The organism is Pseudomonas sp. GL-RE-26 (assembly GCF_019956275.1).
GTDB classification, from domain to species: domain Bacteria; phylum Pseudomonadota; class Gammaproteobacteria; order Pseudomonadales; family Pseudomonadaceae; genus Aquipseudomonas; species Aquipseudomonas grandcourensis.
In genome coordinates this window covers 49,252-63,659 of sequence record NZ_JAHBDI010000055.1, presented here as the reverse complement: position 1 = coordinate 63,659, position 14,408 = coordinate 49,252, and the positions used below count along the sequence as shown (strand labels likewise).

Sequence of the window (14,408 nt, the reverse complement as noted above, 5' to 3'; positions counted from 1 at the left end):
TTGCCCCATTCACGCTTTTACGAGATTGCCCATGAGTCAGGAAACGCCGTACATCTTCGACGCCACGACTGCCGATTTCGACCAGTCGGTGATCGAGAACTCTTTCCACAAGCCGGTGCTGGTGGATTTCTGGGCCGAATGGTGCGCGCCCTGCAAAGTGCTGATGCCGATGTTGCAGAGCATTGCCGAGAGCTATCAGGGTGAGTTGCTGCTGGCCAAGGTCAACTGCGACCTCGAACAAGACATCGTCGCCCGCTTCGGCATCCGCAGCCTGCCGACCGTGGTGCTGTTCAAGGACGGTCAGCCGGTAGACGGCTTTGCCGGTGCCCAGCCGGAATCCGCCGTGCGCGCCCTGCTCGAACCCCATGTGCAGATGCCGCCACCGGCCGCTGCCGATCCGTTCGAACAAGCCCAGGCGCTGTTCGATGACAGCCGCTTTGCCGATGCCGAAGCGCTGCTCAAGGTGATCCTGGGTGAAGACAACACCAACGCCAAGGCACTGATCCTCTACGCCCGCTGCCTGACCGAGCGCGGTGAACTGGGCGAAGCGCAAGCCGTGCTGGATGCGGTCAAGAGCGACGAGCACAAGGCCGCGCTGGCTGGCGCCAAGGCACAGATCAAGTTTCTCGGTTTGGCCAAGGACTTGCCGGATGCCGCCGACCTGAAGGCCCGGCTGGCAAAAGACCCGCTGGACGATGAGGCGGTCTATCAACTGGCGATCCAGCAACTGGCCCGTCAGCAGTACGATGCCGCGCTGGATGCCTTGCTGAAGCTGTTCATCCGCAATCGCAGCTACAACGAAGGCTTGCCGCACAAGACCTTGCTGCAGGTGTTCGAGTTGCTGGGCAATGATCATCCGTTGGTGAGTACCTACCGCCGCAAGTTGTTTGCCGCGCTGTACTAAGCCGTCTCGATCCAGCTGTAGAGCGGCGTATCCCCGCCGCTCACTACCTTCACATCCGAACTATGGCGCAAACGCACCAGCAGGCGCTTGCCCGCCGCCGCGCTCCCGGTCAGGCCTTCGAGTTGATCGAGCAAGTCCGGCCCGCTCAACTGCCCGGCCTTGCGCAGCAAATCCCTGGCGATCTGCCACAGCGCATCATCCGGATTCAGCGGTTTCGCCGCTGGCGCGCTGACAGGGGATTTTTCCACCTGCAACTGCGCCCCTAGCCGCGCCCAGTCCGCGTCGTCCATCTCCAGGGTCAAATCCACCGGCCAGTCGCCGATGCTTCCGCGAATTCGCAACATAGGTCTGCTCCCGCACATTTCTTCCCGGCATGCTCCCATGGGACTTGTGCAACGCCAAGCGGGCAGTCAAACTCTCCGCACTTACGTTATAAGATTACATAACAATTTCTTCATTTTACTTTTCGGAGACTCGTCATGCGTCGTCTGCTTCTCGCCCTGCCGTTTGCCATGTTGCCGCTGGCTATCGCCCATGCCGCCGACGAACACGATCATGAGCATGGCAGCCTGGGTGCCCACGAACATGGCGTGGGACGCCTGAACGCGGTGCTGGATGGCAAGACCCTGGAGCTGGAGCTGGAAAGCCCGGCCATGAACCTGGTGGGTTTCGAGCACGTCGCCACCAGCGACGCAGACAAAGCCAAAGTCACCGCCACCCGCGCACAACTTGAGCAACCACTGGCCCTGTTCAACCTGCCAAAAGCCGCCGGTTGCGTGGTAGAGAACCAGGAACTGGAAAGCCCGTTGTTCGGCGACAAGCCCGATGCCGACGATGATCACGATGAAGACGCCAAGGACGAAGACGGCCACGAACATCATCACGATCACAGCGAAATCCACGCTCGCTATCAGTTCACCTGCGCCACGCCTGCGGCACTGAAGTCGCTGGACCTGGCGAATATTTTCACCAGCTTCCCAGCCACCCAAAAAATTCAGGTACAACTGATCGGTCCGAGCGGGCAGCAAGGGGTTGATGTGACGGCCAAGGCTGCGGCCCTGAAGTTCTGAATTCACTCACCACCAACCAGACCGGTTTCACATGACCCAAGCACTCATCGAACTGTCCGACCTGAGCTTCAGCTGGCCCGGTCACCCGCCGCTGCTGGACATCCCGGCGTTTCGCCTGGAGCGCGGCGAGACCCTGTTCCTCAAAGGCCCCAGCGGCAGCGGCAAGACCACCCTGCTCGGCTTGCTCGGCGGCGTGCAGAAGCCTGATCGCGGCAGCATCCGCCTGCTCGGCCAGGAACTGACGCAACTTTCGGCCGGCGCCCGCGACCACTTCCGCGTCGATCACACCGGCTACATCTTTCAGCAGTTCAACCTGCTGCCGTTTCTGTCGGTGCGTGAAAACGTCGAACTGCCCTGCCACTTCTCGAAACTGCGCGCGGAACGGGCGAAACAACGCCACGGCAGTGTCGACAAAGCCGCCGCCACGCTGCTCGCCCACCTGGGTTTAAAGGATGAAAACATCCTCGGTCGCCGCGCCGACTCGCTTTCCATCGGCCAGCAGCAACGAGTCGCCGCCGCCCGCGCGCTAATCGGGCAACCGGAACTGGTTATCGCCGACGAGCCGACCTCGGCCCTCGATTACGACGCCCGCGAGAACTTCATTCGCCTGCTGTTCGCCGAGTGCCGCGAAGCCGGGTCGAGCCTGTTGTTCGTCAGCCACGACCAGAGCCTGGCGCCGCTGTTCGACCACAACCTTTCGCTGGCCGAACTCAATCGCGCCGCTACCCCGTCCGAGGTCTGAGATGTATCTGTTTCGTCTAGCCATGGCCAGCCTGGCTAACCGTCGCTTCACCGCGATCCTCACGGCGTTCGCCATTGCCTTGTCGGTGTGCCTGTTGCTGGCAGTGGAGCGCGTGCGCACCGAAGCCAAGGCCAGTTTCGCCAGCACCATCAGCGGCACCGATCTGATCGTCGGCGCCCGCTCCGGCTCGGTGAACCTGTTGCTGTACTCGGTGTTCCGCATCGGCAACGCCACCAACAACATCCGCTGGGACAGCTTCGAACACTTCGCCAGCAACCCGAAAGTGAAGTGGGCGATTCCGATGTCTCTCGGCGACTCCCATCGCGGCTACCGGGTGATGGGCACCACCGAAGCCTACTTCGAGCATTATCAATACGGACGCCAACAACACCTGGAACTGGCCGATGGCCGGGCCTTTGCCACTGACCCGTTCGAAGTGGTTCTCGGCGCCGAAGTGGCCGATGCACTGCACTACAATCTCGGCGACAAACTGGTGCTGGCCCACGGCGTGGCGGCAATCAGCCTGGTCAAGCACGACGACAAACCGTTCACCGTGGTCGGCATTCTCAAGCGCACCGGCACCCCGGTGGACCGCACGCTGCACATCAGCCTCGGTGGGATGGAAGCGATTCACATCGACTGGCACAACGGCGTGCCGGCCCGGGGCGAGGGGCGCATCACCGCCGATCAGGCGCGCAACATGGACCTGACGCCGCAAGCGATCACCGCGTTCATGCTCGGCCTCAACAACAAGATTTCGACCTTTGCCCTGCAGCGGGAAATCAACGAATTCCGTGGTGAGCCGATGCTGGCGATCCTGCCGGGTGTGGCGTTGCAAGAGCTGTGGAGTCTGATGGGCACCGCGGAAAAAGCCTTGTTCGTGGTCTCGCTGTTTGTGGTGCTGACCGGGTTGATCGGCATGCTCACCGCCATTCTCACCAGCCTCAATGAACGCCGCCGGGAAATGGCGATCCTGCGCTCGGTGGGCGCACGCCCCTGGCACATCGCGACGCTGTTGGTGCTCGAAGCCTTTGCGCTGGCGCTGTCGGGCGTGATCGCCGGCGTGGCGTTGCTGTATGTGTGCATCGCGGCGGCCCAGGGTTATGTGCAAGCCAACTACGGCCTGTTCCTGCCGCTCTCGTGGCCGAGCGAGTATGAATGGACGCTGCTCGGTGGCATCCTGATCGCCGCGCTGCTGATGGGCAGCGTGCCGGCCTGGCGCGCCTATCGCCAATCCCTGGCCGATGGCCTGTCGATCCGCTTATGAGGACATTGAAAATGCCCCGCGCTGTACTTTCGCTGTTGATGCTGGTCGCCCTGCCCCTGTGGGCCGCACAGCCAAAAGACCTGACCTGGTCGGAGATGATCCCGCCTGACGCGCCGAAAGAAGTGCCGAACATGACGCCGCTGCACGATCTGTCGCAGATGAGCAGCACGCTCTCGGCAGAGTCGGCACCAGCAGCCAAACAGGACATGCCCAACGCACCGGTGGTCAAGACCCTCGACGGCCAGAACATTCGCCTGCCGGGCTACATCGTGCCGCTGGAAGTGAGCGAGGAAGGCCGCACCACGGAGTTTCTGCTGGTACCGTATTTCGGCGCCTGCATCCATGTGCCGCCACCGCCGTCGAACCAGATCGTGCACGTCAAGAGCGAAGTCGGCGTGAAGCTCGACGAGTTGTATCAGCCTTACTGGATCGAAGGCGCGTTACAGGTCAAGGCGTCCACCAGCGAGTTGGCGGATGCCGGGTATCAGATGGAGGCGGAAAAGATTTACCTGTATGAATTGCCGGAGTGATTCCGGTGGTTTTGTGCTGTCTGTCAGTCCCTCTTCGCGATGAGGCCAGCAAAAACACCATAAAATCCAACCCCTTCCCACTTTCATTGAGCTGCATCAAAAGACCGAATAGTTAGCCGGCTTACCATTGGACATCGCAAATTTTTAACGTCCTCTGGAGCCCCCCATGAACAAGTCCATGCTCAGCGCTTCGCTGGTTGCCCTCGCGCTCGCAGCCCCGCTCGCCCACGCCTACGAGGCCAGCGACATCATCCTTCGTGCGGGCGCCATCACCGTTAACCCGAAAGCCGACAGCTCCAGCGTAAAGGTCGACCAAGGTCCGCTGGCCGGTACCAACCTGGGCGGCAAGGCGACCATGGACAGCGACACACAGCTGGGCCTGAACTTCGCCTATATGCTCACCAACAATTGGGGGATCGAACTGCTCGCCGCCACTCCGTTCGAGCATGACGTGAAACTCAAAGGCACCGCCCTGCCTGCCGCCAATGGCAAACTCGGCTCCCTGAAACACCTGCCGCCGACCCTGAGCGTGGTGTACTACCCGCTGGATTCGAAGTCGGCCTTTCAGCCGTACGTCGGTGGTGGCATCAACTACACCTGGATCTACGACGAAAGCCTCAGCAGCGAAGCCAAGTCCGCCGGCTTCAGCAACTTCAACGCGAAGAACTCCTGGGGTCTGGCCTGGCAGGTCGGTGCCGACTACATGCTGACCGAACATGTCATGCTCAACGCCCAGGTGCGCTACATCGACATCGATACCCGCGCCACCGTCGAGAACAACTCGATTGCACCGGGCACCCGCGCCAAGGTCAACGTAGACGTCGATCCGTTTGTGTACATGGTCGGCCTGGGCTACAAGTTCTAAGCGACATCGCTGGAAGAATGTTCACGTGGTGGTGAACCTGGCTGTTGTGGCGAGGGAGCGTGCTCCCGCTGGGTTGCGAAGCGACCCTAAAACCGGCAAAAGCGGTGATTCAAACAAACCGCGTTGACTGGATTTACGACTGCTGCGCAGTCGAGCGGGACGATGCGGCGCTCCGACAAGCTCCCTCGCCACAGGAATTGCACAAGCTGTAACGTAAATTCCGGCCGTGAAAAAGGCGCCTGTCAAAGGGCGCCTTTTTCATGTTCGCGATTCAGGTTTGTAAAACCATCAGCGCCCCAGCAACCGCGCCAGCCCGACACGCATTGGTGTCTGCTCCGTGGTAGTGAAACGTTCCAACAGACGCCGGTTATTCGCCCGGGAATGACGAATGTCACCGGAGCGCGCCGGGCCGTAGCTCACCGGTGGCAACTTGCCGACCACGGCTTCGAGCGCTTCGAGCATTTGCTTGAGGGTCGTCGCCTGGTTCCAGCCAACGTTGACCGCACCGTCTTCGACCCGGGGCTTCTCGATGGCCTGCACCAGCAAGTCGACCAGATCTTCGACGTAGACAAAATCCCGGGTCTGCTCACCGTCGCCGAACACCGTGATCGGCAAGCCCTTCAGTGCACGCTCGCTGAATATGCTGATCACCCCGGAGTACGGCGAGGACGGATCCTGGCGCGGACCGAAGATGTTGAAGAAGCGGAAAATCACCGGTTCCAGCGCATGCTGGCGGCGGTAGAAGTCGAAGTATTGCTCGCTGGCCAGTTTGTCCACCGCGTAAGGCGTCAGAGGCGCCTTGGGCGTCTCTTCGTCGATCGACTCGCCTTCGCCATTGTTGCCATACACCGCTGCGCTGGAGGCAAACAGCACGCGTTTGACCCCGGCCTGGCGCATGGCTTCGCAGACGTTCAGCGTGCCGATGAAGTTGCTCTGGTGCGTGCGCACCGGATCGTCCACTGAGGCCTGCACCGAAGCCACGGCCGCGAGGTGCGCCACGGCGCTGCAACCGGCCATCGCTTGGGCAACCAAAGCCGCATCGGCCACGTCGCCGACGATCAGTTCGACCCTGGGATTGTCCAGCGGCAGATTGCTGCGCTTGCCGGTGGACAGGTCATCGAGAATCCGCACCGCATGGCCCTTGGCAAGCAGCGCGTCAGTCAGGTGTGAACCAATGAAACCGGCACCACCGGTGATAAAAACGGGGCCGTCAGCCATGGCGATAGAACCTGTCCAGTAGACCGGGAAGCGCCGCACGCCAGGCGCGTGGTTTGATCCCGAAGGTGTGCAGAATTTTCTTGCAGGCCAATACCGCGTGTTGCGGCTCTTCGGCAGCATCCGGACGCGCGGCGTGGGCCTGGGCGGTCGGGGCTTCGATGGCCAGCGGATGCAGGCTGCGGGCTTCGGTCAGAATCGCCTGCCCCAGCGCCAGCGGCGTGGTCGCCTCATGCCCGGCGTAGTGGTAGGTGCCCCACAGCGGTGCGGCGCAATCGAGTTGCTTGAGCACTGAAATGATCACGCGGGCAGCATCGTCGACCGGCGTCGGATTGCCGCGCCGGTCGTCGGCCATCAGCAGTTCTTCGGGTTGTTCGGCACGGGCGAGGAAGCGGCCAAGGGCGCCGTCCGGGCTGTCGTCCAGCAGCCAGCCGAAACGCAGCAGCACGTGTTGCGGGCAGGTGGCGCGCACGCTTTGCTCGATCCGCCACAAGGCCTGACCCCGCAGGCCCAGGGGCACCGGTTCGTCTTTTTCGCTGTAGGCCGTGGCACGGGAGCCGTCGAACACGCGATAGCTGGAAGGTTGCAGCAGGACGATGTTGTGGTGCTGGCACAGTTCCGCCAGACGCTCGATCGCGCGCTCCTGGCCGGCCAGGCGCGATTCGCTCACTGCCTCGGCCTGAAACCAGTCGAAGTAGTAGGCAAGGTTGATCAATGCATCGGGACGGGTGTCGTCGAGCAATTGTGTCAGGCTCGCGGCATCCCAGCCGTCTTGCGGCGGGCGGGGGGCGAGGAAACCGATGTCTTCCTCCGCACCGAGGCGAATCAGCGCCTGCCCAAGGGCATTTCCGCCGCCCAGTAACATAAGGCGCATTCGCATAGAGTCAGCAGGCCCAGTCTGATTGAAACAATGGCGTTATCGACACCGCGCCCTGGCGATGTCGTTGATAATTGCCGGAATCGTTGCATTTTGCGGGTTTAGTGCGCAACCGTCACCCGTAAAGTGTAGATGCCTGAGTTTTGCAGTGCTGCCACTGGCCCCTGTGGCGAGGGGGCTTGCCCCCGTACGGCTGCGCAGCAGTCGCAAAATTGTTGAAGGCGGTTTGCCTGTTACACCGCGTTTGCGGATTTTGGGGCCGCTTCGCGACCCAACGGGGGCAAGCCCCCTCGCCACAGGTTTACCGACCAGCCAGTGGTACTTGCATCTTGCGCCCCCCACCCGCATAAATTGCTGCATGAACCTGCCCATCCCCGCAGACAGTGCCCTGAGCGGCTTCCACCCTGCCGTCAGCGCCTGGTTCAGCCGCACGTTCCCGGCGGTCACCGCCGCCCAGGCCCGGGCGTGGCCGTTGATCCGCCAGCGCCGCTCGACCCTGGTCGCCGCGCCCACCGGTTCCGGCAAGACCCTCACCGCCTTTCTCGCCGTCATCGACGACCTGGTGCACCGCGGCCTGGAAAGCCCCGAAGGCTTGCCCGACGCCACCCTGGTGGTCTACGTCTCGCCCCTCAAGGCGCTGTCCAACGACATCCAGATCAACCTGCAAAACCCGCTGGCGGGCATTACCGAGCAATTGCGCGTGATGGGCCTGCCGCAATTGCAGATCAGCACCGCCGTGCGCACCGGCGATACACCGCAAAAAGATCGTTCGGCGATGCGCAAAACGGCGCCGCACATACTGGTGACCACGCCGGAATCCCTGTATGTGCTGCTCGGCTCTGATTCCGGCCGGCAGATGCTCGGCACGACACAAACGGTGATCGTCGACGAGATCCACGCCATGGCCGCCAGCAAACGCGGCAGCCACCTGGCACTGAGCCTTGAACGCCTGCAAGCACTCTGCCCGGAGCCGCTGCTGCGCATCGGTCTGTCGGCCACGCAAAAGCCCATCGAAGCCGTCTCGCGCTTCCTTGTCGGTCGCGACCGTCCATGCGAGATCGTCGACATCGGCCACGCCCGCCCCCGCGACCTGGATATCGAAGTGCCGCCCGTGCCGCTGTCGGCCGTGATGGCCAACGATGTCTGGGAACTGGTCTACGACCGCCTCGCCGCCCTCGCCCGGGAGCACCGGACCACGTTGATTTTCGTCAACACCCGGCGATTGGCCGAACGTTTGAGCCGGCACCTGAGCGAGCGCCTGGGCAAGGCTGCCGTGGCGGCCCACCACGGCAGCCTGGCCAAGGAATTTCGCCTCGATGCCGAGCAGCGACTCAAGCGCGGCGACCTGCAAGTGCTGATCGCCACGGCATCGCTGGAACTGGGGATCGACATCGGCGACGTCGACCTGGTGTGCCAGATCGCCTCGCCGCGTTCGATTGCCGGGTTTCTGCAACGGGTCGGCCGCTCCGGGCACCAGGTCGGCGGCACTCCCAAAGGCCGATTGTTCGCCACCACCCGTGACGACCTTATCGAATGCGCCGCGCTGCTCGACTGCGTACGCCAGGGCGAACTCGATACCTTGCTGATCCCGCAAGCGCCGCTTGACGTGCTGGCGCAGCAGATCATCGCCGAGGTCAGTTGTCAGGAGTGGTCGGAGCAAGCACTGCTGGAGATGCTGCGCCGCGCCTCGCCCTACGCCGCACTCGACGACAAACACTATCAGGCGCTGCTGCACATGCTCGCCGAGGGTTACAACGGCCGTCAGGGCATCCGTAGCGCCTACCTGCATCGCGATGCCGTGAGCCGCACCCTGCGCGGCCGCCGGGGCGCGAAACTGACGGCCGTGACCAGTGGCGGGACCATTCCTGACAACGCCGACTACAGCGTGCTGCTGGAGCCTCAAGGGCTGAACATCGGCACCATCAACGAAGACTTTGCGGTGGAAAGCATTGCTGGGGATGTCTTCCAGTTGGGCAATACGTCCTATCGGATCCTGCGGGTGGAAACCGGCAAAGTCCGGGTCGAGGATGCCCAGGGCCAGCCGCCGACCATTCCGTTCTGGCTCGGTGAAGCGCCGGGGCGCAGCGCCGAGTTGTCCTCGGCGGTGGCGCGCTTGCAGGCGCAACTCGACGACCTGCTGGGTACTGCGCCAGGCAACTTGCAACCAGCGCTCGACTGGCTGACCGAGACCCTGGGACTGAACCTCGCCAGCGCAGAACAATTGGTGGACTATCTGGCCCGCGCGCGACAAGCGCTGGGAGCCCTGCCATCCCAAGACACGCTGCTGATGGAACGTTTTTTCGACGAGTCCGGCGGCACCCAACTGGTCATTCACACGCCATTCGGCAGCCGCATCAACCGCGCCTGGGGCCTGGCCCTGCGCAAGCGTTTCTGTCGCACCTTCAACTTCGAATTGCAGGCCGCTGCCAGCGAAGACGCCATCGTGCTGTCGCTGTCCACCAGCCACAGTTTTGAACTGGACGACGTCTGGCGCTACCTGCACAGCAACAGCGCCGAGCACATCTTGATTCAAGCCGTGCTCGACGCGCCGCTGTTCGGCGTGCGCTGGCGCTGGAATGCCGGTGTAGCCCTGGCCCTGCCGCGCTACAGCGGCGGGCGCAAAGTGCCGCCGCAGATCCAGCGGATGAAAAGCGAAGACCTGATCGCCAGCGTGTTTCCCGATCAGATCGCCTGCGTGGAAAACCTCGCCGGCGAACGGGAGATTCCCGACCATCCGCTGGTGGAACAGACCCTCGACGATTGCCTGCACGACGCCATGGACAGCGAAGGCTGGCTGGCCTTGTTGCGGCGCATGGAACGCGGCGACATTTGCCTGATCAGCCGCGACTTGCCGGCGCCTTCGCCGCTGGCGGCGGAGATTCTCAGTGCCCGGCCCTATACCTTTCTCGACGATGCACCGCTGGAGGAACGCCGCACTCAAGCGGTGCTCAACCGCCGCTGGAGCGACCCGCAATCCACCGACGATCTCGGTGCCCTGGACGCAGAGGCGATTGCCGCCGTGCGCGACGAGGCCTGGCCGACGCCCTCCGCTGTCGATGAAATGCACGAGGCCTTGATGAGCCTGGCGTGCATCACCGACGCCGAAGCCGGAGCCAATCCGCAGTGGCTCGACTGGCTCACGACCCTGGCCGACAGCGGACGCGCGAGCCGTTTGCAGATTAACTCCGGCCAATCGTTGTGGCTGGCGCTGGAGCGCCTGACCTGCCTGCGGGCGATTTATCCACAGACCGAATTGACGCCACCGCTACAAGCGCTGCCGGACTTCGACGAGGTCTGGGAACCCGACGACGCCATCCTCGAACTGATCCGCGCGCGGCTCAGCGCCTTCGGGCCGCTGGCCCTCGATCGCATTGCCGAACCACTCGGCTTGCCCGCTGCGCAGGTCAACCAGGCCCTGGCGCAACTGGAACGCGAAGGCTACGTGCTGCGAGGTCGCTTCACCCCGGGCACCGCCCAGGAAGAATGGTGCGAGCGGCATTTGCTGGCGCGGATTCACCGCTATACGGTCAAGCGCCTGCGCCGGGAAATCGAACCGGTGGCGTTGCAGGATTTCATGCGATTCCTGTTCGATTGGCAGCATGTGTCGAGCGCAAGCCAGGGTCAGGGTGCGGCGGTACTGACTGTCGTCGTCGCGCAATTCGAAGGCTACCCTGCCGCCGCGTCAGCCTGGGACAGCGACATCCTGCCTGCACGGATCAAGGACTACTCGGCGACCTGGCTGGATGAGTTGTGCCGCAGTGGCAGACTGGTGTGGACGCGCCTGACTGCACACAACAAAAGCGCCAGCACCGCGCTGCGCAGCACGCCGATTGTGTTGCTGCCGCGCAACCGGGTCGGCCTCTGGAGCGGCTTGACCGAACAGACGCCGGTCAGCGAACTGTCGCCGAAAACGCAAAAGGTCCACGCCGCCCTCAGCCAGCATGGCGCGCTGTTTTTCGACGAGCTGATCCATGAGGCCCACCTGCTGCGTTCAGAGCTGGAAATCGCCCTGCAGGAACTGGTGGGCGCCGGACTGGTGAATGCCGACAGCTTCGCCGGATTGCGCGCACTGATCACCCCGGCCAGCAAGCGCCAGCCTCGCAACAGTCGGCGTGGACGCGGGGCATTCATCGGTGGCATGGACGACGCCGGGCGCTGGACCCTGTTGCGACGCGCGCCTGCCGCGCCGGTGGTGCAAAACCAGCGGACGCCTGCCGAAACCCTTGAACACATCGCCATGACCTTGCTGCGCCGTTACGGCGTGGTGTTCTGGCGCTTGCTGGAACGTGAGGCGGACTGGCTGCCGAGCTGGCGCGAACTGCTGCGCACTTTCCATCGCCTGGAGGCACGCGGCGAGATTCGCGGCGGGCGGTTTGTCAGCGGCCTGGCGGGCGAGCAATTCGCCCTGCCCGAGGCGATTCCCTTGTTGCGGGAGGTGCGGCGTCGGCCCCATGACGGCAGCCTGGTCGCAGTGTGCGGGGTCGATCCGCTGAACCTCGCCAGCACGCTATTGCCCGGCGCGAAAGTTCCGGCGCTGGCGAGCAATCGGCTGGTCTATCGCGACGGCTTGCCGGTTGCTGCCGAGATTGCTGGCAAGCAGCAGTTCTGGGGGGAGCTGGATCAGCAAGTCAGTGCCGAGGTGCGCGGCAAATTGATCCGGCATTGACGGTGTCTGGTCTGGCGCCTTCGCGAGCAGGCTCGCGAAGGCGCCAGCACGGCCAAAAAAACTATTGAGACCGCGGCCGATCCGGCATCAGCACCGCCGAATGATCCGGCTCATGCCCTGCCTCGGCTGGCGGCTCGACCGGATGCCTCGGCACCAGCGCCTGCTGTGGATAAGTCTGCGCGAAGTTCACCCACGGGCAGTTATCCACAAGCTTTTTCAAACGCTGGTTGAAAGCCCGGCTCACCGCGTATTGACCACCGGACACCGTGCGGAATTGCGCGGTCAGCACCACTCCGTTGAGGTCCATCTTGTCGACGCCAAACACATCCAGCGGTCCTTGCAGGTTGTAGCGCAGGAACGGGTCGTTGCTGATGGAATGCCCGGCCTCGCGGATCAATTCGATTGCCTTGTCGACATCGGTGTCGTAGGTGAATTGAACCGAGAAAAACGCATAGGCGAATTGCCGCGATTGGTTGGTCACGGCCTTGATCTGCCCGAACGGCACCGAGTGCACGAAGCCCTTGCCGTCGCGCAGGCGCAAGGTACGGATGGTCAGGCCTTCGACGGTGCCTGCGTGACCGGAATCGAGCACCACCCAGTCACCGATGGACAAGGTGTCTTCGATGATGATGAACAGCCCGGTGATCACGTCCTGCACCAGTTGCTGGGAACCGAAACCGATCGCCAGGCCGATGACCCCGGCACCGGCCAGGAACGGTGCGACGTTGATCCCCAGGTTGGCCATGGTGGTGATCGCGCAAATCACCACCAGGATGATTTTGATCGCGTTGCGCAACAGCGGCAGGATGGTTTTCACCCGCGTACTCGGCTGGTGCGCCGAGCGCTTGTTGGTCGGTGGTTTCAGGGCTTCCTGAATCGCCGTGTCGAGCACCACCCACACCATCCAGGTCACCAGCAGAATCAAACCGATGTGGCTCAGGGAATCACTGATCGCCCGGCCCACGGCGTTGGTCACTGCGAATTCGAACAGCGACACGCCCCAGATCCGCCCGAGGATATCGATGAACACGATGGCCATGCCGATGCGTAGCAAGGCGTGGGACAGATTGAGAAAGCGCTCCTTGTAGGCGCTGCTGCGGCGCAGGTCCGCCTCGCTGCGCGCCTTGAACAGATGATGTAGCGTGGTGCTGAGAAACACCGTGGCAATCAGCAACACCGTGGTGAACAAGGCGCTGCGCAGCACTCTCTGGTTGTCGGCCCCGGCACCGATCAGATTGATGATCGAAACCAGCACCATCAACAGAATCGGCCAATACCAGAGCCCGGAAAATATCCGCAGGGTTTCACGCAACGCCGGCTGCTTGAGGCGCTGGGCCAGCGGCAAGATACGGATCACATGGGCGACCGGGCGGCGCATGCGGATCACCAGCAAGCCGAAGGATATCGACGCTGCCAACCCGGTGAACACGGCGATGCTGCTGGTGAGATTGTTGCCCAGTTGATGGGCGATCTGCGGGCTGGTCAGAGCGTCGCTCAATGCCACCAGAAAGCCGATAACGAACAAGGGTCGGGGACTGTTCTCGCGGATGATCTGCACCGCCCGCCGCTTGTGCCCGGCATTGAACACCACCACCAGCGACAGCACCAATGACGCGGAAAATATCCCCGCGCTAGTGGCATAAGCCAGACACAGCGCCAGCGCCCTTCCCGCCGATATCGGCAAAAACTGACTGGCATAAATCGTCAAGGGCAGGCTGATCACCGCCGGAAGGGTGTAGGGCAACACGTAGCCGAGCAACGCCTGGCCCCGTTCACGACTGAGCAGCAGACGATGCTCGCACAGACGCCTGGCGGCCATCCGCCCAAGCAGCCAAAGACAGGCAAACACGGCCGCCCACACGCAGGTCAGCAGCAGGAAATCGCCGGCGACGCTCCAGGGCGAACGGGCCGAAGGCTGATTGACCAACTGATCCACTTCATCGGCCGCGCGGTCGGCACGCAGGCGCCAGACGTCGACGAGGTTTTCGTTGAGATCGAGTTTGGTCTGGACCTCGTCGATGCTTGAACTGATGGCCCCCAGTAATCCGCCTTGCACCAGCGGTTCGGGGTGGGCCGGCGGCGTCGCGGCGATCGCGGTGGCCGGCAGCCCCGGTATCGCGGCGGCTTCCAGTTGCTCGCTGCCCACAAACAGCAACGCTCCCAGCAGTATCGCGGTCTTGAGCCTGATCAAAACACCCGCTCCTTTGGCTGTGTCGGTAAGGAACTGATTGAGAAATGCCGGGCAAGTTCGGGTATTGCCTCTGGATAGCCG

General features: G+C 62.9%; 11 protein-coding genes. 7 read left to right on the top strand and 4 right to left on the bottom strand.

Annotated features, from left to right (window positions below; genetic code table 11):
• Positions 1-31 precede the first annotated feature (31 nt).
• Entirely contained in the window at positions 32-904 is an 873-nt protein-coding gene (trxA, locus tag KGB07_RS24420) for a thioredoxin (protein ID WP_046041638.1), read from the top strand.
• Here the strand turns inward: trxA and KGB07_RS24415 are convergent.
• Positions 901-1,248: a hypothetical protein gene (locus tag KGB07_RS24415; RefSeq protein ID WP_223466763.1), complete on the bottom strand. Its 348-nt coding sequence runs from the start codon at positions 1,246-1,248 to the stop codon at positions 901-903. The two genes, trxA and KGB07_RS24415, sit on opposite strands and share 4 nt — an antisense overlap.
• 135 nt (positions 1,249-1,383) lie before the next feature.
• Between KGB07_RS24415 and KGB07_RS24410 the strand changes: the two genes are divergently transcribed.
• From KGB07_RS24410 to KGB07_RS24390, 5 genes are all read left to right on the top strand, one after another.
• On the top strand, positions 1,384-1,974 hold the full coding sequence (locus tag KGB07_RS24410) for a DUF2796 domain-containing protein (RefSeq protein WP_046041636.1): 591 nt from the start codon (positions 1,384-1,386) through the stop codon (positions 1,972-1,974).
• Between the two features lie 31 nt (positions 1,975-2,005).
• A complete protein-coding gene (locus KGB07_RS24405) occupies positions 2,006-2,716 on the top strand; it encodes an ABC transporter ATP-binding protein (protein ID WP_046041635.1) in 711 nt (236 codons plus the stop codon).
• Position 2,717: 1 nt separating this feature from the next.
• Complete coding sequence (locus tag KGB07_RS24400) at positions 2,718-3,983, top strand: ABC transporter permease (protein ID WP_223466761.1); 1,266 nt, start codon at positions 2,718-2,720, stop codon at positions 3,981-3,983.
• An 11-nt stretch (positions 3,984-3,994) separates the two neighbouring features.
• Positions 3,995-4,513, top strand: a complete 519-nt coding sequence (locus KGB07_RS24395; protein ID WP_223466760.1) for a DUF3299 domain-containing protein — start codon at positions 3,995-3,997, stop codon at positions 4,511-4,513.
• A 166-nt stretch (positions 4,514-4,679) separates the two neighbouring features.
• Positions 4,680-5,378, top strand: coding sequence for an OmpW/AlkL family protein (locus KGB07_RS24390; RefSeq protein ID WP_223466759.1), 699 nt, complete (start codon positions 4,680-4,682; stop codon positions 5,376-5,378).
• A 288-nt stretch (positions 5,379-5,666) separates the two neighbouring features.
• Here the strand turns inward: KGB07_RS24390 and KGB07_RS24385 are convergent, their stop codons facing one another.
• A complete protein-coding gene (locus KGB07_RS24385) occupies positions 5,667-6,596 on the bottom strand; it encodes an NAD-dependent epimerase/dehydratase family protein (protein ID WP_046041631.1) in 930 nt (309 codons plus the stop codon).
• A complete protein-coding gene (locus KGB07_RS24380; protein WP_046041630.1) occupies positions 6,589-7,473 on the bottom strand; it encodes a sugar nucleotide-binding protein in 885 nt (294 codons plus the stop codon). The genes KGB07_RS24385 and KGB07_RS24380 overlap by 8 nt, the downstream gene beginning before the upstream one ends.
• A gap of 355 nt (positions 7,474-7,828) precedes the next feature.
• Here KGB07_RS24380 and KGB07_RS24375 point away from each other — a divergent pair, with 355 nt between their 5' ends.
• Positions 7,829-12,136 (top strand): DNA glycosylase AlkZ-like family protein, encoded by a 4,308-nt coding sequence (locus tag KGB07_RS24375; protein ID WP_223466758.1) that lies wholly within the window; start codon positions 7,829-7,831, stop codon positions 12,134-12,136.
• 61 nt (positions 12,137-12,197) lie between these two features.
• Here KGB07_RS24375 and KGB07_RS24370 read toward each other — a convergent pair whose 3' ends face one another.
• On the bottom strand, positions 12,198-14,327 hold the full coding sequence (locus KGB07_RS24370) for a mechanosensitive ion channel family protein (protein ID WP_223466757.1): 2,130 nt from the start codon (positions 14,325-14,327) through the stop codon (positions 12,198-12,200).
• Positions 14,328-14,408: the final 81 nt, after the last annotated feature.